This is a genomic window from Achromobacter sp. 1011811831 (genome assembly GCF_059760905.1).
Window position 1 is genome coordinate 24,785 of record NZ_JCBANG010000021.1, and the last position, 24,759, is coordinate 49,543.

Here is a 24,759-nt window from a genome sequence, read left to right on the forward strand (position 1 = left end):
CTTAGGTGAACCGTTACGCTGCTTCGCGGGGCTGGCGGCTAGGCCTGCCGCCCTGCGCGAAAGCTCAGCGCGCAATCGTGTTGGTCAGACGGATCTTGTTCTGCATCTGCAGCAAGCCGTACACCAGCGCCTCGGCCGTGGGCGGGCAGCCCGGCACGTAGACGTCTACCGGTACGATGCGGTCGCAGCCGCGGACCACCGAATACGAGTAATGGTAGTAACCGCCGCCATTGGCACAGGAGCCCATCGATACCACCCAGCGGGGCTCGGGCATCTGGTCGTAGACCTTGCGCAGCGCCGGGCCCATCTTGTTGCACAGCGTGCCGGCCACGATCATCAGATCGGACTGGCGCGGGCTGGGGCGGAAGATGATGCCGAACTGGTCCAGGTCGTAGCGGGCCGCGCCCGCGTGCATCATTTCGACCGCGCAACAGGCCAGGCCGAATGTCATGGGCCACATCGAGCCAGTTTTCGCCCAGTTCAGGAACTTGTCGGCGCTGGTGGTGATGAACCCTTGCTTGAGAATGCCGTCTATAGCCATATTCGTCTCTGATAGCGTGCCCGGAAATTATTCCCAGTCCAGCGCGCCCTTTTTCCATTCGTAGATGAAGCCGACGGTCAACACGGCGAGGAAAACCATGACCGTCCAGAAGCCGACGATTCCCACCGTGCCCTGGGCGATGGCCCACGGGAACAGGAACGCGATTTCCAGGTCGAAGAGGATGAACAGGATCGCCACGAGGTAATAGCGCACGTCGAACTTCATGCGCGCGTCTTCGAACGCCTCGAAGCCGCACTCGTAGGGGGAAAGCTTTTCAGCGTAGGGCCGGCGCGGGCCGAGCAGGGAGCCGGCCGTCAGAAGCGCAAACCCGATAAGGGTGGCCACTCCGATAAACAGCAGGACGGGAAAATACTGTTGCAGGTTCATTCAGGCGTCCGTCAAATGCGCAAACCTTAGGATTGTAGCATTCGCACGGTTACTTCTGGCTGAACTCTGTAGCCTGAACAGCGGATGAAAGACTGCATTCCTTATTTGGAACAATCGCAGTTTTCACGAGTGAAATCGCAGGATACACCACATCATTCGCACACCAGCGAAAATGCTTCGCAATCACCGCATGCGAGCATGAACTCGCATAAAAAAAACCACCCCGAAGGGTGGTTTTACACGAACGGACCGAAGCCCGTTCGTGAGCTTTAAATCCAGGCAGGACTTGCGTCCTGCTTAGGATTAGAAGCGGTGACGCAGGCCGACGCCGACGGCGGTCGACTTCAGGTCTTCGACCAGGGCGTAGTTCTTCGAATACGAACCGTAGGCGTACAGGTTGGTACGCTTGGACAGGTCGTAGGTGTAACCCAGCGAGAAGACGTGCATCTTCTTCAGATCACGATCCTTGGCGTAGTCACCCTTGGGGTCAACCATTTGCCACGAACCGAACACGTTGCTGGCGCCGCCGATCGGAGCCGACAGACCAACCAGGTACGAGTTGGCCTTGAAGTCTTTGCGGAAGGTGTTGGTGAAGTTGTCCGAAGCAACCTTGCTCAGAACCGAGTTGCCATTCACGCCCGGGCCAGCGAACCAGCCGTTTTGCGTGCGGCTGACAGCCAGAGCCAGCTTGACCACCTCGAAGTCGTACGAACCACCCAGGATGTACTGGCGCGGGGTCGTGTCTTCAGTACCCTCACCGCTCTTCAGCGCGTTCGAACGGTTCAGCTGATCGTACGAGAACGCGACATTCAGCGGGCCGTTGACGTAACGCAGGCCAGTGGTGATGGCACGGGTGTTGTCTGCGGTGCGGAAGCCAGTTTGGGCATCCTTCGTGTCGTCAGCATTGAACGAGTAGCCAATGCCGAACTGGAAGCCGCTGAACGACGGGGTTTGGTACATCACCATGTTGTCGTAGCGTTGCGTGTTGGCAGCGCTGAAGGCGGTACCGATGTTGGCTTGGCCGAAACCAGCGCCGAACGGATCGATCGAGCCGAAGTACTTCGAGGCGATGTTGGTTTGACGACCGAAGTCCAGTTGACCCCAGCTGTCGCTGGCCAGACCGATGGTAGCTTGACGGCCGAACAGACGCGAGCTTTGGCCCGACTTGCCGTTGCCCGAATCAAAGCCCGATTCCAGTTGGAAAACAGCGCGCAGGCCGTCACCCAGATCTTCCGAACCACGCAGACCCCAGCGCGAACCGTTCTGCACGCCGTTGATCATGCCGACCTTGCTGCCGTTCTGAATGCCGTACGGATTGCTGTCCTTGGCACCGCTGATCTTGTTGTAGCCGATACCCGTATCGATGATGCCGTACAGGGTGACAGACGTTTCTGCCTGGGCGACACCGGCGAAACCGGCGAGCAGGGCGGCAGCGAGCAGAGTCTTTTTCATTTAAGAAATCTCCGTTGATTTGAGTGACAAGAGCAGCAATCCAGCAAACCAGCCTGCCGCCCCCCTAACTCCGCGAAGGGAAGTTGGTGCTATTGCATCAAAAATCGGGGGGGCTGGCTATGGTGAAGGCCAGAAAAGTGCAGGTTTGCGACAGGCTTGTTGGGATCTTGCAACATCACAACAAGGCGATGGCGCAGCTGCTAGGGCTAACCCTTGGTCGCCAGGACGAGCACGTATTCATGCGACTTTCAGCCCTGGCCCCAATATTCACGGGGCTTGCCGAGGGGTTCTTTCGGAGCGCTTTCGGATGTCGACGAGCCTCCCGCGCAGGTCCGAAGGATCAATACAGCGGACTTTATAGCCTTGATGAGCGCCGTCCCATACTCGCTTTCCTTATGCCTTTAATTCTCCCGACCAATAACATTGTTATCAACAAAAACCGGCGATATTATTTGATGCATAGATAACCGCATCCTGAACGCCCATCATGAGCACCCCACCCGCCGCGCCTGCGCGCCCCGACCGGAATGAACAGCTGAACGCGCTGCGCCGCCAGCTGATCATGGACGCCGCCCAGCGGGTGTTCGAGCGCGACGGCCTGGAAAAGACCACCATCCGGGCCATCGCCAGCGAGGCGGGCTGCACCACCGGCGCGGTCTATCCGTGGTTCGCCGGCAAGGAGGCGATCTACGGCGCCTTGCTGGACGAATCGCTGCAGCGGCTGCATGCGCACCTGATCGACACCGCGGCACGCAGTCTCCCCGCCTCGGCCGCGCGTGACGCGATCCGCGCCTTCTTCGGCTACTACGCGGACCGCCCCACCGACTTCTCGCTGGGCCTGTACCTGTTCCGCGGCCCGGGTCCGCGCGGCCTGGGGCGCGAAATGGACGAGCAGCTCAACGGCCGGCTGCGGGACAGCATCGACCTGCTCGGACAGGCGCTGGCTCGCACCAAGCCCTGGGACGCGGCAACGATCGCGACCGAGCAGATGAACACCTTTACCTATCTGATGGGCCTGCTGCTGCTGTTGCACACCCACAGGCTGAAATCCCTGGGCCAGCAGGCCGACGCGCTGCTGGACCAATATTGCCTCGTCCTGGAGCAACGATGACCGACCTCGCCGTTCCCCCCGCCCGCGCGGACGCGCCGCGCATCAGCCTGCCCGCCTTCCATGCGCTGCTGACCGAGCAGCACCCCTTCTCCCTGCTGCTGGGCATAGAGGTGACGCAGATCGGTTACGGCACCGCGCGCGCGGTGCTGCCGGCCCGCGACTCCCATCAGCGGCTGGGCGGCATCGTCGCCGGCCCCATGCTGATGGGACTGGCCGACCTGGCCATGTACGCCGCCGTGGTCGGCGCGACCGGGCAGGCCCATGCGGTGACCGCCAGCCTTACCATCAACTTCCTGCGCAAGAGCCCGGCCGGCGCCATCGTGGCCGATGCCCGCCTGCTCAAGGTCGGCCGCCTGTCGGCGGGCGAAGTCATCCTGAGCTCCGAGCATTCCGATGAACCGCTGGCGCATATCGTCAGCACCTGGTCGGTGCCCAAACCATGAACAGCCCCCGCATCAGCATCGTCGGCCTGGGATCGACGGGCACCCGCGCCGCCCGGCGCCTGCTCGAGGCCGAGCCCGACCTGGCGCTCACGGTCTACGACATCGAACCGTCGCGCTGCGAGGAATTCCGGGGCACCGCCACGCTGGCGACCTGCGCTCGCGAAGCGCTGGCCGAATCCGACACCGTGGTGCTGGCCCTGCCGCGCGAGCGCGAGATCGACCGCACACTGGAACGCTTCAGCGACGGCGAAGTGACCGCCCCGGTGCGCGGCAAGCTCATCGTCGACCTGGAACCGCCGGAAGCGGGACGCGCGCGCATCCTCGGACAGGCCATCCGGAACGCGGGCGGCCGGTACGCCTGCCCTGCTCTGCTCGCCCAGGCGAGCCTGAGTCCGGCCGAGGCGCGACTAGTGGACGCGCTGGCCCGCGTCGCGGCCTGAGGCGCGCAGACCCTCGGCCAGTCCCACGCACAGGATCATCCAGGCCAGGCTGATGGCCCAGCCGGCCGCCACGTCGCTGGCGAAATGCACCTGCAACAGGACGCGGCTCAGGCCGATGGCCGTGACCAGCGCCGCCGCCAGGGCCAGGCCAGGCTTGTGCCAGGCAGCGGGCGCCAGCCTCCACACCAGATAACAGCCCGTGCCGTAGACCGCCATCGCGGCCGAGGCATGGCCGCTGGGAAAGCTCCAGCCGACAACCGCCGTGTAACCGTGCTCGAAATCGGGCCGCAGCCGCTGGAAGCCATGCTTGAGCAGCCAATTCAACGCGCCGCCCAGTCCAGTGGCGACGGCGCAGAACAGCGCCAGGCCCCTGTATCCGCGCCACAGCAGCCACAGCACCGCCAGCACACAGCACAGCGCCAGCAGATCTCGGTCGCCCAGGAACGTGAACCAGGACAGCAGCCAGAGAAAGGCGTCCGGCATGGCGCGGCCCAGCGCGTTCGCCAGGGCGCCATCGAAAGCCACCACGGCGCCGGGCCGCCGCACGGCCACGGCCAGCGCCAGGAACACCAGCAGCGCAAGGCCCGCACCGCCGGCGCCCAACAGAATGCGGCCGCGCGCCTCGACCGCCAGCCACACACGCGCCACGCCCAGGGCGAGCAGCGCCGCCAGGCAAGGCAGCAGGAGGAACAACAGCAAGGCGTGGTCTGCGGCCCAGGCCGCGCTGGCGTCGATCATGTAGGAAAGTGGCTAAACAAGAAACCCCGGGCCTGGCGCCAGGCAGGTCCGGCAAGCCGGCGGACGGCCGGCGCGCCTGCACGAAACGCTACAGATCCACCCGGGTCTTGTCCACCGGCTCGAAAGCATGGGTGCCGGCGGAGTAGTCCCAACGCTCGACATGGCATGCGGCTACCCCGTCGACCTCGTTGCGGACGATGAGGTTCACCGAATTGGGCACCTTGCCGCGCACGCGCCAGGAACATGTGGTGCCCGCCTGCGCCACCCAGCCGGCCGTCGGCCGGTCCGCCAGGATGGGCATGACGTAGGGCAGATGGATATGCCCGCCCAGGATCAGGTCCACGCCGGCCCGGGTCCAGGCCGCCAGCGCGCGCTCGCGCCCGAACAACAGGTTGTGCACATCGGACTCGACCTTGGCCCGCACCGGATGATGGGCCACCACCACCCGCAGCTGCCCGGGCCGGGCCTGCCGCAGCCGCTGCGCGACGCGCGCGATCTGGGCCTCGGAGATTTCCCCGTCCTTGCGGCGCCGCGGCCGGGTGCTGTTCACGCCGATGGCCAGCAGACCCGGACTCTCGAACACGGGCTCGAGCACCGCGCCCAGCGCCCGCTTGTAGTTGCCGTAGGGATTGAGCGCGCGGGCAAACACATTGAACAGGGGAATGTCGTGGTTGCCCGGCACAGCCAGCACCGGCAGCGACAATCGCTCGATGAAGGCGCGCGCCGCAGCGAACTGACGCCGGCGCGCGCGCTGCGTGATATCGCCGCTCAGCACGACCAGGTCGGGCACCTGGGCGGCGGCCAGGTCCAGCGCGGCCTCGACCACGGGTTTGCGCTCGGTGCCGAAATGCGTGTCGGAAAAATGCAGGATGCGGGTCATGTAGATACGGTGCCGGATTCTTGCTCGCCAGGCGTCACCAGCGGCAACGCGTCCTCGGCCACCTTGAACTCCAGCGGGGTGTTCATCCAGGAGATTTCGCCGTCCATCGCGACCTTCACGCGGCGACGGCCGCGGATGCGCACGACCAGACGGTCGAATGCGAAATTGACGACCTGTTCGGCCTCGCCCAGCCGGCTGAACAGGCCGCGCAACAGCAACCCGTACAGGGCCAGCGTGCCCACCGGATGAGCCGCCATGGCGATCAGGCGGCGCCGGTCCAGCTCGTCGGCCGGGATCCCCACGTGCTCGAGTTGCAGCTTGTTGTTGCCCACGACCAGCGTCGGCGTGCGCAGATCGCGGGCGCGGCCTTCGTGCTCGAGTTGCAGGCTCAGCTGGCGCGGCGCGCGCATCAGCGTGACCAGCCCGGACCACAATGCCACCAAGCGACTGCGGCCGAACTTCTGCTTGAAGGCCTCGCGGTCCTCCAGCAACTGCGGATACAGGCCCAGGCTGGCATTGACCAGGAATGGCCGGCCATTGAGCAGCCCGACCTGCACCGGCCGGACCTGCCCTCGCAGCAGCCCGCGCAGGGCGACCTCGGTTTCCTGGGAAATGCCGTAGCGCCGGCCAAAATAATTGAAGGTGCCCTGCGGCAGGATGCCGAACGGCACGCCCTGCCCCAGCACCGCGGCGGCCACCGTGTTGAGCGTGCCGTCGCCGCCCGCGCCCACGACGATGCCGTTTTCGGCGCGGGCGCGCCGGACGGCCACGCGCGCCGTGTCGGCCAGGCGCGACGGATCGTCCACCGGCATGAGTTCATGCCGCCGGCCGGCTTCGTCCAGCACGCGGCGGATGGTCTCTTGCAAGACCTGCGCGTCGCCGCGCCCGGAGCCGGTATTGAGGACGATGAACAGCGGTTCTTGTCCCGTCAGGGACTGAGCCCCTGCGGTCGGGCTCTCTGGGGGAGGCGTCATGCGGCAAAGATAGCGTATGGCGCCGAACCACCGCAACTCGCCTCCGGGCGTGCCCGCCGGATACGCGCCGGGCACGCGTGGCGACACGCGCGGCAAGCACGCCGCGCGCGCCGACGCGCGACGCCCTCTCTCAGCGGCCGATGGCGTAGGCCTGCATCAGGCGCGGCGTGGCCGCCCCATGCAGCAGGCCGTCCGGATCGCGCGAGGCCGCGGTCAGGCGGCCCACCGACCATTCCGGCGCCTCTTCCACGACATGGCCGCGCTGACGCAGCTGTTCGATCACCGCCGCGCCGATGCTGGCCTCGACCGCCAGATGGCCGGGATTGCGGTCGCGCGGATAGAACGAGCTGGGGAAATGCGCGGTATGCGACATGGGCAGGTCAATAGCCTCCTGCAGGTTCAGGCCGTGGTGGACATGGCGCAGGAAGAACAGCAACTGCCATTGCTCCTGCTGATCGCCGCCGGGCGTGCCGAAGGCCATGTAGGGCGCGCCGTCGCGCAGCGCCAGCGTCGGCGTCAGCGTGGTGCGCGGCCGCTTGCCCGGCGCCAGCGTGCCCGGCAGTCCTTCCTCGAGCCAGAACATCTGTGCACGTGTGTTCAGCCCGAAGCCCAGGGCGGGAATGACGGGCGAGGACTGGAACCAGCCGCCGGACGGCGTGGCCGAGATCATGTTGCCCCAGCGGTCGATCACGTCCACATGGGTGGTGTCGCCGCGCCGCGCCGACGCGGCCGCCCCCGCGGGCGCCGGAGCAGCCGGCGCCGCGCCCGGCGCCGTGACCTTGGACAGGCGCCGCAAGGTGTCCATCACCCGGTCCACCTGGGCCTCGAAGCCCGCCAGGCGGCCGGGCGACAGCTCATGCGACGCCTGCTCGCCGATCAGCCGTCGGCGCGCCGCGTTGTAGTCCTCCGACAGCAGGCGCTCGAGCGGCACATCGACGAACGCAGGGTCGCCGTAATAGGCCTCGCGGTCGGCGAAGGCCAGCTTCATGGCTTCGGTGACGCGGTGGATGAATTCGGCGCTGGCCGGCCCCGCGCCGGCCAGGTCCATGTCCTTGAGCAGCGCCAGCGTCTGCAGGAACACCGGCCCCTGGCTCCAGGCGCCGGCCTTGGCCACGGTGTAGCCGTGATAGTCATACGTGGCCGGCGCATCGTAGCTGGCCGACCAGCCGGCCAGGTCGTCCGCCGTCAGCACGCCACGATGGCGCGCGCCGCTTTCGTCCATGACCTCGTTGCCCCGGGCAAAGGCGTCGATGGCTTCGGCCACGAAGCCCCGATAGAACACGTCGCGCGCGGCTTCGATCTGACGCTCGCGGTCCGCGCCCGCGCTTTCCGCTTCTTTCAACAGCCTCGTCCAGGTGCGCGCCAGCGCCGGATTGCGGAACAGCTTGCGCGCCTCGGGCACCGCGCCGCCGGGCAGGTAGATCTCGGCGGTGGACGGCCAGTGAGCCTGGAAGAAATCCTTCAGTCCCGCGATGGTGTTGGAGATGCGTGGCATCAGCGCGTGGCCGTGCTTCGCGTAGTAGATGGCCGGCTCCAGCACGTCGCGCAATCGCATGGTGCCATGGTCGCGCAGCAGCAGCATCCAGGCGTCGAAGGCGCCCGGGATCACGGTGGCCAGCAGGCCGTTGCCGGGAATCAGCGACAGGCCTTCGGCGCGGTAGCGTTCCAGCGTGGCGCCGGCAGGCGTGCAGCCCTGGCCGCACAGCACTTCCACCTTGCCCGTGCGGGCCGAATAGAACACGGCCGGCGTCTCGCCGGCGGGGCCCACCAGATGGGGCTCGACCACCTGCAGCACGAAGGCGCTGGCGACACAGGCATCGAAGGCGTTGCCGCCGCGCTCCAGCAGGGACATGCCGGCGGCGCTGGCCAGCCAGTGGGTCGAGGTCACGACACCGAAGGTGCCGAGGATTTCAGGACGAGTCGTGAACATCATGATGGCATCGAGAAAAGAAAAAAGGCGGAACCCGGATCCGGGTTCCGCCGTGGCGGCTGCGCTTACTTGCCGGCGACGGACACGCCCTTCAGGCGGATCAGCCCGTCGGGATAGGGCACGAAGCCTTCCACCTTCTTCTGCACGCCGAAGGTCCAGGGCAGGTAGAAGAGATAGATGATGGGACGCTGCTCTTCCAGCACGGCCAGCACCTGGTCATACATGGCGCGGCGCTTGACCGGATCGGCCTCGGCCCGGGCATCGTTCAGCAGCTTGTCGACGGCGGGGTCGCAGAACTTGCCGTCGTTCAGGTTGCCCTTGCAGCTCAGGTACTGGTGGATGTTGCCGCTGGGATCGACGCGGCCCGACCAGCCGCTCTGGCCGACCACGAAATCGCCGCGCGCCAGCGACGACTGCAACGACGCGAATTCCACCGGCCGCAGCGTGATGTCGAAGCCGGCCTCGGCGCCCATCGCCTGGATCAGCTCGAACACCTGCTGCATGGTGGTGTTGTTGCCGAAGGTGATCTCGAACTTGACGCGGCCAAGCCCGGCCTCCTTCAGCAGCGCCAGCGCTTTCTTGGGATCGCGTCCGGCATGTTCGACCGCCTTGTTGAAGGCGAAGCTGGCGGGCGGGAACGGCTGGTGAGCGGGCTGGAACATGCCCTCGCCGATCACCTGGTTCAGCACGTCGCGGTCGATGGCCAGGTCCAGCGCCTGGCGCACGCGCTTGTCCTTGGCCAGCGGGTTGTCGGCGCGCGCGCCATTGGCCAGGTTGACCGAGATGGCCTGGAAGCCCAGGCCCGTCACCGGCGCCAGGCGCAGGCTGGCGTCATCCTTGACCGCCTTGGCGTCGCTGGGCGCCACGCGCTCGATGATGTCCAGGTCGCCGGCGCGCAGATTGTTCAGGCGCACCGTGTTGTCGGGAATCGGGATGAAGACCAGGCGGTCGAAGTGGTAGCTGGCCGCGTCCCAATACTTGGGGAATTTCTCAAGCACGATGCGGTCGTTCTGCACCCGCTCCTTGAACTGGTACGGGCCCGAGCACACCGGCTTGCCGCCGGGATCCTTGTCGAAGGCGGCCGGCGACATCATCATGCCGGCGCGGTCGGACAGTTGCGACAGCAGCGAGGCATCGGGCTCGGACAGACGCAGCACCACGGTCTCGGCATCCGGCGCCTCGACGCTGGCGACCGTGGCCAGCTCGCTCTTGCGGTTGCTGTCCGGCAGCGTGCGCGCGCGCTCCAGGTTGGCCTTGACCGCGGCCGCGTCCACCGGCGCGCCGTCATGGAACACCGCGTCCTTGCGCAGCTTGAAGGTCAGCGTCTTGTTGTCGTCGCTGGTGGTCCACGATTGCGCCAGCTGCGGCACGATCTTCAGGTCCGGGGTGATGTCGACCAGCTTGTCGCACAGCGACGCGAAGACGATGCGGCCGACGAAGGTGCGCGCGCGCACCGGGTCGAGCACATCGGGATCGTCCTGCAGGCCGATACGAAGGGTGGACTGGGCTTGCGCCAATCCGGCGGACATCATGGCCGCCAGGGCTGCCGCGAGGCAAAGTTTACGCATCAAGAATCTCCGTTGTTTCTTGTACGGGCCGCCCGCTGGCAGGTTCCGGCATTCCGGCCCTGCCTGGGCAGGCAGCCCGAAGCGACGCCGCGACGCCAGGCCCATCCCCCCGCCGCACACGCGCATGGCGGATTCTGCGCCATGCGCGCGGGGCTTGTATAGCGTGGCAAGCGCGAACGGCCTGGGCGCGGACACTGCCGCGCCGGCCTCAGGGCAGGCGGCAGGGCGCGGAGAAGTCCGCCGCGCGCAGGACGGCATCGCGCATCTGCGCGATCAGCGCGCGCGCATCGTCGCGGCGGTATTGGAAGGAATACGGCAGCGCCGCCAGGGCCGGCTCGCCCTCCAGCACGCGCAGGCTGCCCTCGGCCTCGAGCGCGGCGGCCCAGTGGCTGGGCAGCAGGCCCACGCCAGTGCCCTCGATCAACAGGCCGGCGATGGCGCCCCAGTTATTGCAGCAAAGCCGCTCGCCCGGCGCCTCGCGCCCGGCCAGCCAGTCGTCGATGATGCGGGTGGTGCCCGCGCCCTCCGGCAGCGTCACCAGCGGCAGCCGGCCCAGCAGCGCCAGGCTCATGCGGGTTTCGCCTTGCAGCGCCGCCGGCGCCGCGACCCAGGAAAAGCCTGCCTGCCCGATGGGCGCGGACGCGATGCCGGCGCGCGACGAGCGCCCCGCGATCACGGCGAAATCCAGTTCGCCATCGGCCACGCGCTGCTCCAGCACCTGGCCGATGTCGACATAGGGTTCCAGCACCAGGCCGGGATGGGCGGCGCGCACCACGCCGATCAGGCGCGGCAGCCAGGTCAGCGCGGTCAGTTCGCCGACGCCGAAGCGGCAGCGCCCGGCCAGGCCGGCGCTTTGCGCCACCGACGCGCGGATCCGCTCGGCCGACGCCAGCAGTTCGCCGGCCTGGGGCAGCAGGCGCTGCCCGGCCCCCGTCAGCGCGGCCTTGTGCCCGCTACGGTCGAACAGCGGCTGGCCCAGCGCCTCTTCCAGTTCGGCGATGCGCTTGGACAGCGACGATACCGACAGGTGCAGGCGCTCGGCGGCCACGGCGAAACTGGCGCAGGTGGCCGCCCAGTAGAAGGCTTCGAGTTGCTTGAGCGTCATGGCCGGATTGTAGGCTCGGGCCGGGCCGGACAGCGGCCGCTAGGCGGCTTGGGCCAGACGCAGGTGCGGAGAGAACCGCAACGTGTCGATGGCGGCGCGGAGCATGCGCTCGACGCGCGGCCAGATATCGCCCTTCAGGCGATCGGACCAGCAGATACTGCCGAACACTCCTTCGATCAGGGAGTGTAGGTAGACGTTGGACAGGCGCACATCCAGCGCGCCGGGCAGGTCTTCGTTGCGCACCGCGGCGCGCAGCAGTTTTTCGGAATTGCGCAGGGCGTGGCGTTCCCAGATGTCCCGTCGTCGCAGCAGCGGCGCGTTCTCGTCGCTCTGCTCGCACTTGTCGTACAGGATTTCCAGCACGCGCTGCATCGAGCCCTCCTCCGAGTAGATGCGCACGTATTGCAGCATCGACGCGTATAGGGATTCCAGCGCCTGGCCGTCTGTCCGTACCCGGGTCAGCGCCACGGCCGCGGCCAGCGCGCGATCGCTCATGGCGACGCAGACATCGATCTTGTTCTTGTAATGGCCGTAGACGGCGCCCCTGGACACGCCGGCGTGGTCGGCGATGTCGCCCATGGTGGTGTTGGCCACCCCCTTGGACATGAACACGTGCTCGGCCGCATCCAGGATGCGGTCACGGGTGCGTTGGGATTCTTCTTTCGTCTTGCGGGCCATTCGGATATCTCCTTGAAATGAAAGGTTGAGGGAAAAGGGACTCGGCGCGGCGCCTGCCCCTTCAAAAAAAAGCGGCGCCCGCTACGCGAACGCCGCCGATCCGCACTGTTAACAATTGTGCGGGCGGGAGCATACTTTCGAACAAAACATTTAATCAAGCATGACGGATTAAATGATAGACTGCCACCCCCACATGGGAAAAGTGCGCACTTTCCCTCATCTGGCCCGCCCCGGGCACCTACAACAATTTCTAAAAATGAAGCAACGAGTCCTTCGCCGCACGCTCGCATCCTTGTCAGTATTAATTCTTATTACGGCTTGTTCCAAGTCCGAGCCCCAAGACGAAGCCAAGGCGCCCGCCGAGGTGGGGATCGTCGTCGCCCGCGCCACGCCCACCGCCGTCGCCACCGAGCTGCCCGGCCGGCTGGAGCCCTACCGCGAAGCCGAAGTGCGCGCGCGGGTGGCCGGCATCGTCACCTCGCGCCTTTATGAGGAAGGCCAGGACGTCAAGCGCGGCGACGCGCTGTTCCAGATCGATCCGGCGCCGCTGCAGGCCGCCTACGATTCCGAGGCCGCCAACCTGGCGCGCACCCAGGCCAGCCTGTCCGCCGCGGCGGACAAGCTGCGGCGCTATGCCGACCTGGTCGGCGACCGCGCCATCAGCGAACGCGACCACGCCGAGGCCGCCGCCGACGAACGCCAGGCCCGCGCCCAGGTGGCGCTGGCACGCGCCAACCTGCAAAGCGCCAAGCTGAAGCTGGACTACGCGCGCGTCACCTCGCCCATCGACGGCCGCGCCCGGCGCGCGCTGGTGACCGAGGGCGCGCTGGTGGGCGAAGGCCAGGCCACGCCGCTGACGGTGGTGCAGCAGATCGATCCGATCTACGTCAACTTCGCCCAGCCGGCCGCCGAGGTGCTGCGCCTGCAGAAGCAGATCCGCGACGGCCAGCTGCAGGGCATCGAACCCGACAAGCTGCGCGTGCGCCTGCTGCTGCCCGACGGCACCGAGTACGCCCGCACCGGCGCGCTGTCCTTCGCCGACCTGGCGGTGGACCCCGGCACCGACAACGTGACCATGCGCGCGCTGTTCGACAACCCTCGGCGCGACCTGCTGCCCGGCATGTACGTGCGCGTGCGCCTGGAACAGGCCATCAACCGCGACGCCTACCTGGTGCCACGCGACGCGCTGCTGCGCGACGCCTCCGGCGCGCATGTGCTGGTGGCCGGCAAGGACGGTGAATTGCAGGCCGTCGCCGTGACGGCGCGCAACATACAGGGGCCGAACTGGGTCGTCACCGACGGCCTGAAGGGCGGCGAGCGCATCGTGGTCGAGAACGTCTCGCAGCTGGCGCCCGGCCAGAAGATCAAACCGGTGGAGCGGGCCGCGCCCAAGGCGCAGGCTCCCGCCGAAGGAAACTCCAACAAAGGTTAAACCGCCATGGCGCGTTTTTTCATCGATCGCCCCGTCTTCGCCTGGGTGATCTCGCTGCTCATCGTGCTGGCCGGCGTGCTGTCCCTGCGGGCCCTGCCCGTGGCGCAGTATCCGGACATCGCCCCACCCGTCGTCAACGTGGGCGCCAGCTATCCCGGCGCCTCGGCCAAGGTGGTCGAGGAAGCCGTCACCGCCATCATCGAACGCGAGATGAACGGCGCTCCCGGCCTGCTCTACACCACGGCCAGCAGCGACTCCACCGGCTGGGCCAGCATCAACCTGGTGTTCAAGCAAGGCACCAACCCCGATCTGGCCGCCGTCGAAGTGCAGAACCGGCTGAAGGCCGTCGAACCGCGCCTGCCCGAGGCCGTGCGCCGCGACGGCGTGCGCGTGGAAAAAGCCGCCGACAACATCCAGCTGGTGGTGTCGCTGAAGTCCGACGGCCGCCTGGACGACATGCAGCTCGGCGAGCTGGCGGCGTCCAACGTGCTGCAGGCGCTGCGCCGCGTCGACGGCGTGGGCAAGGTGCAACTGTGGGGCGCGGAAGCCGCCATGCGCGTCTGGCCCGACCCCGCCAAGCTGACGGCGCTGTCGCTCACGCCCGGAGACATCGCCAATGCGCTGCGGGCGCACAACGCCCGCGTCACCATCGGCGACCTGGGCAGCCAGGCCGTGCCGGCCAGCGCGCCGCTGAACGCCAGCATCGTCGCCACCGAAACGCTGCAGACGCCCGAGCAGTTCGCCAACATCCCGCTGCGCGCGCAGCCGGACGGCGCCACGCTGCGCCTGAAGGACGTGGCGCGGGTCGAGCTGGGCGGCACCGACTATATGTACCTGTCGCGCGTCAACGGCCAGACGGCCACGGGCCTGGGCATCAAGCTGGCGCCCGGCTCGAACGCCGTGGATACCACCCGCAAGATCCGCCAGACGATGACGGAGCTGGCCCAGTATTTCCCGGCGGGCGTGACCTGGGACGTCCCCTACGAGACCTCCACCTTCGTGGAGATCTCGATCAAGAAGGTGGTGACAACGCTGCTGGAGGCCATCGCCCTGGTGTTCTGCGTGATGTATCTGTTCATGCAGAACTTCCGCGCCACGCTGATCCCCACGCTGGTGGTGCCGGTGGCGCTGCTGGGCACGCTGGGCGTGATGCTGGGCCTGGGCTATTCGATCAACGTGCTGACCATGTTCGGCATGGTGCTGGCCATCGGCATCCTGGTGGACGACGCCATCGTGGTGGTCGAGAACGTCGAGCGCATCATGGCCGAGGAAGGCCTGTCGCCGCATGACGCCACGGTCAAGGCCATGGGCCAGATCAGCGGCGCCATCATCGGCATCACGGTGGTGCTGGTGTCGGTGTTCGTGCCGATGGCCTTCTTCGACGGCGCGGTGGGCAATATCTACCGCCAGTTCTCGGTCACGCTGGCGGTGTCGATCGCCTTCTCGGCCTTCCTGGCGCTGTCGCTCACGCCGGCGCTGTGCGCCACCATGCTGCGGCCCATTCCGGCCGGCCACCACGAGAAGCGCGGCTTCTTCGGCTGGTTCAACCGCGCCTTCGTCCGCCTGACCGCCGGCTACACCGCGCGCGTCGCCGGCGTGCTGTCGCGCCCGGTGCGCTTCAGCCTGGCCTACGCCGCCGTGATCGCGGCGGTGGCGCTGCTGTTCGTGCGCCTGCCCTCTTCCTTTCTGCCGGAAGAAGACCAGGGCAGCTTCAACGCCATGGTCATCCTGCCGCAGGGCGCGACCCAGGCCGAGACCCGCAAGCTGGTGCTGGAGGTCGAGAATTACATGATGAAGCACGAGCCCGTGCAGTTCGTCTATTCCGTCAGCGGCTTCAGCGAATACGGCAGCGGCCCGAACTCGGCCATGTTCTTCGTCACGCTGAAGGACTGGAAGGAACGCCACGGCGCGGACATGCACGTGGACGCCGTGGTCGCGCGCGTCAATAAGGCCTTCGCGGACCACAAGAACGTCATGGTGCTGGCGCTGAACGCGCCGCCGCTGCCGGAGCTGGGCTCGACCTCGGGCTTCGACTTCCGGCTGCAGGACCGCGGCGGCCTGGGCTACCAGGCCCTGACGCAGGCCCGCCAGCAGCTGCTGGCGGCCGCCGCCGAACATCCTGCGCTGGCCGAAGTCACCCACGCCGGCCAGGGCGAAGCGCCGCAGCTGCAGCTGCGCATCGACCGCGACAAGGCCCAGGCCATGCGCGTATCGATGGAGGAAATCAACACCGCGCTGGCGGTGATGTTCGGCTCGGACTACATCGGCGACTTCATGCACAACGGCCAGGTGCGCCGCGTAACGGTGCAGGCCGACGGCAAGAACCGCGTCGACGTGGAGGACGTGTCGCGCCTGCACGTGCGCAACGCGCAAGGCCAGATGGTGCCCATGTCGGCCTTCGCCACGCTGGACTGGGCCATGGGGCCGCCGCAGCTGAACCGCTACAACGGCTTCCCGGCATTCAAGATCAATGGCTCGGCCGCGCCCGGCCACAGCAGCGGCGAGGCCATGCGCGCCATGGAACAGCTGGCTTCGGAACTGCCGCGCGGCATCGGCTTCGCCTGGTCCGGCCAGTCCTACGAGGAAAAGCTGTCCGGCAACCAGGCCAACGTGCTGTTCGCGCTGTCCATCCTGGTGGTGTTCCTGGCGCTGGCCGCGCTGTATGAAAGCTGGGCCATCCCGCTGGCGGTGATCCTGGTGGTGCCGCTGGGCGTGATCGGCGCGCTGCTGGGCGTGACGCTGCGCGGCATGCCCAACGACATCTACTTCAAGGTCGGCCTGATCGCCACCATCGGCCTGTCGGCCAAGAACGCGATCCTGATCGTGGAAGTCGCCAAGGACCTGGTGCGCGACGGCCAGGGGCTGATGTCGGCCACGCTGGAAGCGGCGCGGCTGCGGCTGCGCCCCATCATCATGACTTCGCTGGCCTTCGGCGTCGGCGTGCTACCCCTGGCCCTGGCCGGCGGCGCGGCTTCCGGCGCGCAGATCGCCATCGGCACCGGCGTGTTGGGCGGCATCATCACCGCCACCGTGCTCGCCATCTTCCTGGTGCCGCTCTTTTTCCTGGTCGTGGGCAGGCTGACGGGCATGGACGCCCGCCGCAAGCAGCCGGCCCCGCACCGCGAACCGCTGGAGAACACGCCATGAAACCCGTGGCCCTGACCCTGTTGGCCCTGGCGCTGACGGGCTGCTCGATGGCGCCGACCTACGAGCGCCCCGCCGCGCCCGTGCCGGCCGCCTATGACACCCCCGCCCAGTCCGGCCAGGCCGAGATGCCGCAGGACTGGAAGGACTATTTCAACGACCCCGCGCTGCAGGCCTGGATCGCCGCCGCGCTGGCCAACAACCGCGACCTGCGCGTGGCGGCCCTGCGCATCGAGGAAGCGCGCGCGCTGTACGGCGTGCAGCGCGCCGACCGGCTGCCGTCCGTGGACGGCACGGCCGGCTACAGCCGCAGCCGCGCGTCCGACCCTGGCCCGTCGCGCGATGCGATCAGCCAGCAGTACCGCGCCGGCGTCGGCATCACCGCCTTCGAGCTGGACTTCTTCGGCCGGGTCAAGAGCCTCACCGACGCGGCGCTGGAACGCTACCTGGCCAGCGCCGAGGCGTACCGCGCCGCCGCGCTGTCGCTCGTGGCCGAGACCGCCACCGCCTATTTCAACGAGCGTTCGCTGGCCGAGCAGCAGCGACTGACCCGCGGCACGCTGGAACTGCGCGAGACCACGCTGGCCCTGACCCAGCGCCGCTACGACGCCGGCCTGGAAACCGCCATGGGCCTGCGCACCGCGCAGATGCTGGTGGAATCGTCGCGCGCCACGCTGGCCGAACTCAGCCGCGAGCACAGCCAGGCCGTGCATGCGCTGGGACTGCTGGCGGGCGATTTCTCGCTGCCGCCCGGCGCCGATCCGACGCCGCTGGAAAGCCAGAGCCTTACCCCGCTGGCGGCCGGCCTGCCGTCGGCGCTGCTGACGCGGCGTCCGGACCTGCGCCAGGCGGAGAACACGCTCAAGGCGGCCAACGCCGACATCGGCGCGGCGCGCGCGGCCTTTTTCCCGTCGGTGCAGCTGACCACGGACATCGGCAGCACCGCCAGCAGTTTCTCGGACCTGTTCGGCTCGGGCAGCGGCGTCTGGCAATTCGCGCCCAAGCTGACGCTGCCGATCTTCAACGCCGGCCGCAACAGCGCCAACCTGTCGCTGGCCGAAACCCGCAAGCACATCGCGGTGGCCCAGTACGAAGGCAGCATCCAGACCGCCTTCCGCGAAGTCGCCGACGCACTATCGGCGCGCGATGCGCTGCGCCAGCAGATCGATGCCCAGCGCAAGGTGCGCGACGCCGACCGCGAGCGCCAGCGCCTGGCCGAACGGCGCTATGCGCGCGGCGTGGCCAACTACCTGGAGATGCTGGACGCGCAGCGCAGCCTGTTCGAGTCGGAGCAGGAGTTCATCCGCCTGCAGCAGCGCCGGCTGGTCAATGCGGTGACGCTGTACAAGGCGCTGGGCGGCTGGGAACAGGGCTCGGGCGCGAGCTGAGCGGATTGCGTGAGCGTCCCTAGTCCGCCGGGCTGACCCGGTAGGCGCAACGCTGCGCATCCGCCAGGATGTGCTCGACGCGCTCGACGCGCGCGCCCTCGCCCAGCACTTCGCGGAACAGTTCCAGTTCGCTGCGGCAAAAGCCCATGCAGGCTTTTGCCGCCGAACAGATCGGACAGTGGTTTTCAATGAACAGGAAGCCGGCGCCATCGCGGCGCAGCTCGGCCATGTAGCCCTCGGCGCTGCGCAGCTGCGCCAGCCGCTCCAGCCGGTCGCGCAGCCCGCTCGCGCCCAGCATGGCCTGGTGGTAGGTGGCGCGCATGGCGGCCTCGCGCACGCCGATCAGGCGGTCGATGCCTTCGTCGCCGAAGAGCTGGCGCACGGCGCCGATCATCTGCACCGTCATTTCGGCGTGCGTGTCCGGGAAGCGCCCGTGGCCGGCGGCGGTCAGCCGCCAGATCTGCGTGGGTCGGCCGCGCCCCGCGCTGTGGTTTTCCGCGTCCACCAGGCCCTCGGCATGCAGCCGGCTCATCTGCTGGCGCACCGCCTCGGCCGTCACGTCCATGGTCTGGGCGATGGCGGCGATGGACTGCGGCCCGCGCGTCTTGAGCGCCATCAGCACGCGGTCGGCGGGCTGGTGCGGCGTCCAGGCGTGTTGGGAGGACAGGCTGTCTGACATGGGCGCGGGGAAACTCCGGAAATGTGCCTATGGTGCCACGAAGCGCCGCCGCGGTCAGCCGGCGGCGGCCGGCGTCGCCGCGTCAGCCGCGGCTCCAGCGGCCTGGCCGACCCCTGCCGCGCCCCCTTCCCCGCCCGCGTCGCCCGGCGCCTGCCAGCCGCCGCCCAGCGCCTTGTACAGCGCGATCAGGCTGGTGTAGGACGCCGTCTCGGCCACGGCCACCGCGTCCTGGGCGCGCAGCAAAGAGCGCTGCGCGTCCAGCACCGTCAGATAGGGCGTGGTGCCTTCCTTGTAGCGCAGCTGCGCCAGCTCGGCCGCGCGGCCGCTCTGGGCCGCGGCCTGCGCCAGACTGCCCAGGCGCTGCTGGTTCTCGCCGTAGCCGGTCAGGGCCGTCTCCAGCTCCTCCACCGCGCGCAGCACGGTCTGCTCGTAGCGCGCGACCTCGCCCTCTGAGCGGGCCTGGGCGGCGCGCTTGCGCGCCAGCGCCGTGGGCAGGTGCAGCGCCGGCCAGCTGACGCCGGGCGACACGCTGAAGGCGCGGCTGGAGGCATTGCCGAAGTCGGCGCCGCGCAGCGCCACGAAACCGAGGAAGCCGCCCAGATCGATGCGCGGATACAGCTCGGCGGTCGCCACGCCCACGTCGGCATTGGCGGCGGCCATGTTGCGCTCGGCCGCCAGCACGTCGGGCCGCCGCGACAGCAGCGCGCCGACGTCGCCGATCGGCAGGCGGGCCGCCAGCGGCGCCTGCGGCCGCGCCGCGTCCAGTTCGCCCAGCTCGGCCGGGCGCAGGCCGGCCAGCACCGCGATGCGGTACTGCGCCAGCCGCCGCGCGGCGGCCTGCTGCGGCACGCTGGCCTGCACCGTCGCCAGCTCGGCGCGGGCGCTGGCCAGGTCGCCCTCGTCGCCGCGTCCGGCCGACACCATGGCCTGGATCACGCGCAGGCTGTCCTCCTGGCTGCGCAGGTTGGCGCGCGCCACCGCCAGCCGCTGCTCGGCGCCACGCAGCTCGAAGTAGTTGCGCGCCACCTCGGCGGCGACCACGATGCGGGCCTGCGCCAGATCGGCGGCCTGCGCCTGACTGCGCGCGGCCGCGCCCTCGGCGGCCCGGCGCAGCCGGCCGAACAGGTCGATTTCCCAGGACGCGTCGAAGCCGGCGCGATAGCTCCTGGCCAGGTTGCGCTCGCCCTCGGGGCCGGGATTGGCCTGCGACAGGCTGCGCTCGTAGCGGCCGCCGGCCGTGACGGTCGGCAACTGGTCCAGCTCCTTTTCATCCAGCACGGCGCGCGACTCGGCCAGCCGGGCCTGGGCAATGCGGATGTCGTGATTGCGCTCCAGCGCCAGGCCGATCAGCCGGTCCAGCTGCGGATCCTGCAGCTGCTTCCACCAGTCGCGCTGCAACTGGCCGTTGGAGAACAGCGCCTGCTCGGGGCTGGCCAGCGTCACCGGCGCGGCCTGCGGTTTCTGATAGTCCGGCCCCACGGCGCAGCCCGCCGCGACCAGGGCCAGCGCCAGCGCGGCGGCCGTGGCGCGCAGGCGGGGATAGAGAGTCGAGTTCTTCATGTCGTTTTCCTCAGGCGGACGCGCCATCTTCCGCGCGCGCCAGCGCCAGTTCGCGGGCGCGCGGCGTATCGCCGGCGGCGCGGTGGTCGCGCGCGAACACGGTGTACACGGTGGGCAGCACGAACAGCGTGAACAGGGTGCCCACCAGCATGCCCACCACGATCACCAGGCCCAGGCTGTAACGGCTGTGGGCGCCGGCGCCGGTGGCGAACAGCAGCGGGATCAGGCCCACCACCATGGCGGCGGTCGTCATCAGAATGGGACGCAGCCGGACGCGGGCGGCCTGTTCCATCGCGCTGCGCCGGTCCAGGTTGTGGCTGATCTGCATTTCATTGGCGAACTCCACCATCAGGATGCCGTGCTTGCTGATCAGGCCGATCAGCGTCACCAGACCGATTTGCGTGTAGATGTTGATGGTGGCCATGCCCATCGCCAGCGGGATCAGCGCGCCGCAGATGGACATGGGCACGCTCACCAGGATGATGAAGGGATCGCGCAGGCTTTCGTACTGCGCGGCCAGCACCAGGTAGATCACGATGATGGCGAAGATGAAGGTGATCATCAGCGCCGAGCCTTCCTGGCTGAACTGGCGTGCGTCGGATTGCCAGTCATAGCTGAAGCCGGCCGGCAGGTTGCGCGCTTCCTTGGTCAGGAACTGCACCGCGTCGCCCATGGTCACGCCCGGCATGGGAATGGCCTGGAAGGTGGCGGCGTTGAGCTGGTTGAACTGGGTCAGCTTGTTGGGCTCCACGCCCATCGACACCGACACCATGTTCGACAGCGGCACCTGCGCGCCGCTGGCGCTCTTGACGTAGTAGCGCGCCAGCGCCTCCGGCGAAATGCGCTGCTCGCGCAGGCTCTGCGGGATCACGTCATACGAGCGGCCGTCCATGCCGAAGCGGTTGATGTAGTTCTCGCCCACCAGCACGGCCAGCGTGTCGCCGATGTCCTTCATGGTCACGCCCAGGCTGTTGGCCTTGGAACGATCGACCTTCAGCTGCACCACCGGGTTGTTGTAGTTCAGGTCGCTGTCCACCACCATGAACAGGCCGCTGGCGCGGGCCGCCTTCTTCAGCCCTTCCATGGCCTCGTAGACCACCGGATAGTCGGCGGCGCTCATCACCACCATCTGCACCGGCAGGCCGCCGGTCGAGCCCGGCAGCGGCGGCAGCTGGAAGGCGAAGATGTTGCTGCCTTCGACCTGGTTGACCATCGACTGCATGTCGGCCTGGATGGCGTTGGCCGAGCGGTGGCGCTGATCCCATTGCACCAGATCGACGCCGCCGATGCTGTTGGATACGCCGTCCGAGCCGTTGATCAGCCAGCGGCCGCGCTGCTCGGGCAGCGTCGCCATGACGTCGTCCCACTTCTTGCCGAACTTCTCCACGTAGTCGATGTTGGCCTGTTGCGGCGACTTGACCGCGGTCAGCACGGTGGACTGGTCCTCGATCGGCGCCAGCTCGCGCTGGGCCGCGTTGTACAGGAACGGCAGGCTGCCCAGCACCACCACCGCCACCAGGCCGGTGACCCAGCGGTGATGCAGCGACACGTCCAGCATGCGGCCGTAGGCGTCGCCCAGCCGGCCGAAGAAGCCTTCGGCCAGATGCGCCATACGTCCTTCGGATACCTTGCTGTTGAGCAGGAACGAACTCATCACCGGCGACAGCGTCAGCGCGATCACGCCCGACACCACCACCGCCCCCGCCAGCGTGAAGGCGAACTCCTTGAACAGCGAGCCGGTCAGCCCGCCCATCAACCCGATGGGCGCGTACACGGCCGCCAGCGTGATGGTCATGGCGATCACCGGCCCGGCCACCTCGCGCGCGCCGATCAGCGCCGCGCGCACAGGCGACTTGCCTTCCTCGATATGCCGGTGCACGTTCTCGACCACCACGATGGCGTCGTCCACCACCAGGCCGATGGCCAGCACCATGGCCAGCAGCGTCAGCAGGTTCACGCTGAAGCCGAACAGCGCCATGATGGCCGCCCCGCCCAGCATCGACAGCGGGATCGTCACCACCGGGATCAGCACCGCGCGCAGCGAGCCCAGGCACAGGAAGATCACAGCCACCACGATGATGATGGCCTCCATCAGCGTGTGGATCACGCCGTCGATGGACGCGCTGATGAAGCGCGCCAGCTCGAACGGCACCTGCACATTGGTGCCGGGCGGCAGGTTCTGCTTGATGCCGGGCAGCAGCTCGTTGAGCCGCTTGACGATCACCAGCGGGTTGCCGACGGGCGTGGCGTTCAGGCCGAAGTACACGGCGCGCTCGCCGTCCAGCAGGCCGCTGGAATCGGTCGAGGCCGCCCCCAGCTCGACCGTGGCCACGTCGCCCAGGCGCACGATGGCGTCACCCTCGCGCTTGACCACCATGTCGCGGAATTCGGCCACGTTGACCAGGTCGGTGTTGACCTGGATGTTGGACACCACGTACAGGCCCTTGGCCTGGCCGGGCGCGGCCTGCACGTTGTTGGCGCGCAACGCGTCGGCCAGCTGGCCGGCCGAGATGCCGCGCGCGGCCATGCGGTTCGGGTCCAGCCACACGCGCATGGCCAGCTTCTGGCCGCCGTACAACTGCACGCTGGCCACGCCGTCGATGGAAGAAAACTGCGGCTGCACCACGCGCGACAGGTAGTCGGTCAGCGCGGCCAGCGACAGCGTCGAGCTGGAAAAGCCCACGTAGGCCACCGCCGTCGCCTCGCCGGACGACTTGACCAGCACCGGATCGTAGGCGTCGCGCGGCAGGCGGTACTTGACCTCGTTGACCTTGGCCATCACCTCGGTCATGGCCTTGTTGGAATCGGCGTTCAGCTTCATGCGGACCGTGATCACGCTGCGGCCCTGCGTAGACGAGGACGACAGATAGTCGATGCCCTCCACGGTGGCCACGGACTGCGCGATCGGCTGCGTGACGAAGCCCTGCATCAGGTCCGGCGAGGCGCCGGGGTATTCGGTGGTGACGGTGATGGTGGTGCTTTCGGTCAGCGGATACTGGCGCACCGGCAGCCCGCTCAGGGCGCGCAGGCCCAGCAGCAGGATCAGGGTGCTGACCACCAGCGCCAGCACGGGCCGGCGCACGAACAGATCGGTGAATCTCATGTCGGCCTCCGCGCTATCGAGCCTGGGCCACGGCCGCGGCCGGAGCGCCCAGCGCGACCGTGTCCTGCTCGCTCAGCTCGACCGCCGCGCCGTTGTGCAGACGCAGCTGGCCGGACGTGACGACGCGGTCGCCGGCCTGCAAGCCCTCGCTGACGACCACGCGGCCCTGCACGCGCTCGGCGGTCTTGACGTAGGCCTGGCGCACCGTCAGGCCCTTGCCCTCCTGCGCCGGATTCACCACATAGACCGAATTGCCGTAGGCGGAATAGCTGACGGCGGTCTCGGGCACGGTGATCACGCCCGGCCGCGCGGGCAGGTTGACCTGGCCCTGCGCGTACATGCCGGCGGCCAACGCGCCGTCGGCATTGTCCAGCGTGGCCTGCACGCGCACGGTGCGCGTGCCCGGATCGACCTGCGGCTCGATGGTGGTGACCTTGCCCTCGAAGGCGCGGCCCGGATGCGCGTCCACCGTCACCTTGACGCCTTGCCCCGGACGCAGCGCGCCCAGCGCCTGTTCCGGCAGGGTCAGGTTGGCGTACATGGTGGACGTGTTGGTCAGCGACACCAGCGGATCGCCGGCCCGGGCGAACTGGCCCAGGTTGACGCGGCGCACGCCCAGCACGCCGTCGAACGGCGCCTTGATGCGCTTCTGCTCGATCTGCGCCTGCACGCGCTTGAGATCGCCCTGGGCCTGGTCATAGTCGGCCTGGGCCTGGTCCAGCTGCTCGCGCGTCGCCGCCTGCAGGGGCAGCAGCCGGCGGCTGCGGTCCAGTTGCGCGCGGGCGTTCTTCACCTGCGCCTGCAGCCGGGCCAGCTCGCCCTGCTCGGGCGCGTCGTTCAGCTGCACCAGCAACTGGCCGGCGCGCGCGGATTCGCCCGGATTGAACAGGATCTGCGCCACCCGGCCGTCCACTTCGGCCGGCACCTGCACCTGCCGCGTCGCCTCCAGCGAGCCGATGCCGCTGAGCGACACCGGGAAATCGGCCTGCACGGCCGGCGCCACCGCCACCTTGGCGGGCGCCATGGCCCAACCGCCCTTGTTTCCGCTACCGCCGTACTTCCAGTACAGCCCCGTCCCTATCGCTGCCGCCAGCACGCATACGCCCGCGGCCCATGCTCCTGCTTTCACCGTCATGATGCTCTCGCTAATTATCAAAGAGTGTGCTTTGATAATCCGCGAAAGCCTGGGACAAGTCAAAATAGCTT

20 protein-coding genes are annotated in these 24,759 nt (G+C 68.2%); 6 read left to right on the forward strand and 14 right to left on the reverse strand.

Going from position 1 to position 24,759, the window contains the following annotated elements; genetic code table 11:
* Positions 1–64 precede the first annotated feature (64 nt).
* The 3 genes from AC6LJ9_RS10845 to AC6LJ9_RS10855 all read right to left on the reverse strand — a co-directional run bounded on the left by AC6LJ9_RS10845 (position 65) and on the right by AC6LJ9_RS10855 (position 2,380).
* Positions 65–541 carry a NuoB/complex I 20 kDa subunit family protein gene (locus AC6LJ9_RS10845; RefSeq protein WP_003813941.1) on the reverse strand — a complete coding sequence of 159 codons (477 nt, stop codon included), beginning with the start codon at positions 539–541 and terminating at the stop codon, positions 65–67.
* A gap of 27 nt (positions 542–568) precedes the next feature.
* Entirely contained in the window at positions 569–928 is a 360-nt protein-coding gene (locus tag AC6LJ9_RS10850) for an NADH-quinone oxidoreductase subunit A (protein ID WP_212313950.1), read from the reverse strand.
* Positions 929–1,231: 303 nt separating this feature from the next.
* The gene (locus AC6LJ9_RS10855) at positions 1,232–2,380 is read right to left on the reverse strand and encodes a porin (protein ID WP_498147536.1); all 1,149 of its coding nucleotides are present in this window, start codon (positions 2,378–2,380) and stop codon (positions 1,232–1,234) included.
* A 487-nt stretch (positions 2,381–2,867) separates the two neighbouring features.
* Here AC6LJ9_RS10855 and AC6LJ9_RS10860 point away from each other — a divergent pair, with 487 nt between their 5' ends.
* From AC6LJ9_RS10860 to AC6LJ9_RS10870, 3 genes are read left to right on the forward strand one after another with little or no spacing between them, the layout of a single operon-like run.
* On the forward strand, positions 2,868–3,491 hold the full coding sequence (locus AC6LJ9_RS10860; RefSeq protein ID WP_498147537.1) for a TetR/AcrR family transcriptional regulator: 624 nt from the start codon (positions 2,868–2,870) through the stop codon (positions 3,489–3,491).
* Positions 3,488–3,934: a PaaI family thioesterase gene (locus AC6LJ9_RS10865; RefSeq protein WP_498147538.1), complete on the forward strand. Its 447-nt coding sequence runs from the start codon at positions 3,488–3,490 to the stop codon at positions 3,932–3,934. The genes AC6LJ9_RS10860 and AC6LJ9_RS10865 overlap by 4 nt, the downstream gene beginning before the upstream one ends.
* The gene (locus tag AC6LJ9_RS10870; protein WP_498147539.1) at positions 3,931–4,374 is read left to right on the forward strand and encodes an NAD(P)-binding domain-containing protein; all 444 of its coding nucleotides are present in this window, start codon (positions 3,931–3,933) and stop codon (positions 4,372–4,374) included. Before AC6LJ9_RS10865 ends, AC6LJ9_RS10870 begins: the two co-directional genes overlap by 4 nt.
* On the opposite strand, the gene AC6LJ9_RS10875 is transcribed toward AC6LJ9_RS10870, so the two are convergent.
* The 7 genes from AC6LJ9_RS10875 to axyZ all read right to left on the reverse strand — a co-directional run bounded on the left by AC6LJ9_RS10875 (position 4,342) and on the right by axyZ (position 12,247).
* Positions 4,342–5,112, reverse strand: coding sequence for a phosphatase PAP2 family protein (locus AC6LJ9_RS10875; protein ID WP_498147540.1), 771 nt, complete (start codon positions 5,110–5,112; stop codon positions 4,342–4,344). The two genes, AC6LJ9_RS10870 and AC6LJ9_RS10875, sit on opposite strands and share 33 nt — an antisense overlap.
* An 88-nt stretch (positions 5,113–5,200) precedes the next feature.
* Positions 5,201–5,992 (reverse strand): metallophosphoesterase family protein, encoded by a 792-nt coding sequence (locus AC6LJ9_RS10880; protein WP_498147541.1) that lies wholly within the window; start codon positions 5,990–5,992, stop codon positions 5,201–5,203.
* Positions 5,989–6,966, reverse strand: a complete 978-nt coding sequence (locus AC6LJ9_RS10885; RefSeq protein WP_498147542.1) for a diacylglycerol/lipid kinase family protein — start codon at positions 6,964–6,966, stop codon at positions 5,989–5,991. The genes AC6LJ9_RS10880 and AC6LJ9_RS10885 overlap by 4 nt, the downstream gene beginning before the upstream one ends.
* Before the next feature lie 130 nt (positions 6,967–7,096).
* Positions 7,097–8,896, reverse strand: coding sequence for a gamma-glutamyltransferase family protein (locus AC6LJ9_RS10890; RefSeq protein ID WP_498147572.1), 1,800 nt, complete (start codon positions 8,894–8,896; stop codon positions 7,097–7,099).
* 65 nt (positions 8,897–8,961) lie between these two features.
* Positions 8,962–10,464 (reverse strand): ABC transporter substrate-binding protein, encoded by a 1,503-nt coding sequence (locus AC6LJ9_RS10895; RefSeq protein ID WP_498147543.1) that lies wholly within the window; start codon positions 10,462–10,464, stop codon positions 8,962–8,964.
* 208 nt (positions 10,465–10,672) lie between these two features.
* The gene (locus tag AC6LJ9_RS10900; RefSeq protein WP_212313932.1) at positions 10,673–11,569 is read right to left on the reverse strand and encodes a LysR family transcriptional regulator; all 897 of its coding nucleotides are present in this window, start codon (positions 11,567–11,569) and stop codon (positions 10,673–10,675) included.
* A gap of 39 nt (positions 11,570–11,608) precedes the next feature.
* Positions 11,609–12,247: a multidrug efflux transcriptional repressor AxyZ gene (gene axyZ / locus AC6LJ9_RS10905; protein WP_498147544.1), complete on the reverse strand. Its 639-nt coding sequence runs from the start codon at positions 12,245–12,247 to the stop codon at positions 11,609–11,611.
* Positions 12,248–12,503: 256 nt separating this feature from the next.
* On the opposite strand from axyZ, the gene AC6LJ9_RS10910 reads away from it, so the two are divergent.
* From AC6LJ9_RS10910 to oprZ, 3 genes are read left to right on the forward strand one after another with little or no spacing between them, the layout of a single operon-like run.
* Entirely contained in the window at positions 12,504–13,679 is a 1,176-nt protein-coding gene (locus AC6LJ9_RS10910) for a MexX/AxyX family multidrug efflux RND transporter periplasmic adaptor subunit (RefSeq protein ID WP_498147545.1), read from the forward strand.
* Between the two features lie 6 nt (positions 13,680–13,685).
* Positions 13,686–16,826: a multidrug efflux RND transporter permease subunit gene (locus AC6LJ9_RS10915; RefSeq protein WP_498147546.1), complete on the forward strand. Its 3,141-nt coding sequence runs from the start codon at positions 13,686–13,688 to the stop codon at positions 16,824–16,826.
* The gene (oprZ, locus tag AC6LJ9_RS10920; protein WP_498147547.1) at positions 16,823–18,211 is read left to right on the forward strand and encodes a multidrug efflux RND transporter outer membrane subunit OprZ; all 1,389 of its coding nucleotides are present in this window, start codon (positions 16,823–16,825) and stop codon (positions 18,209–18,211) included. The genes AC6LJ9_RS10915 and oprZ overlap by 4 nt, the downstream gene beginning before the upstream one ends.
* 19 nt (positions 18,212–18,230) lie before the next feature.
* Here the strand turns inward: oprZ and AC6LJ9_RS10925 are convergent, their stop codons facing one another.
* From AC6LJ9_RS10925 to AC6LJ9_RS10940, 4 genes are read right to left on the reverse strand one after another with little or no spacing between them, the layout of a single operon-like run.
* The gene (locus AC6LJ9_RS10925) at positions 18,231–18,890 is read right to left on the reverse strand and encodes a helix-turn-helix transcriptional regulator (protein ID WP_498147548.1); all 660 of its coding nucleotides are present in this window, start codon (positions 18,888–18,890) and stop codon (positions 18,231–18,233) included.
* A 54-nt stretch (positions 18,891–18,944) separates the two neighbouring features.
* Complete coding sequence (locus AC6LJ9_RS10930; protein ID WP_498147549.1) at positions 18,945–20,450, reverse strand: efflux transporter outer membrane subunit; 1,506 nt, start codon at positions 20,448–20,450, stop codon at positions 18,945–18,947.
* A 10-nt stretch (positions 20,451–20,460) separates the two neighbouring features.
* Complete coding sequence (locus tag AC6LJ9_RS10935) at positions 20,461–23,553, reverse strand: MexW/MexI family multidrug efflux RND transporter permease subunit (RefSeq protein WP_498147550.1); 3,093 nt, start codon at positions 23,551–23,553, stop codon at positions 20,461–20,463.
* Positions 23,554–23,566: 13 nt separating this feature from the next.
* A complete protein-coding gene (locus AC6LJ9_RS10940) occupies positions 23,567–24,688 on the reverse strand; it encodes an efflux RND transporter periplasmic adaptor subunit (RefSeq protein ID WP_498147551.1) in 1,122 nt (373 codons plus the stop codon).
* Positions 24,689–24,759: the final 71 nt, after the last annotated feature.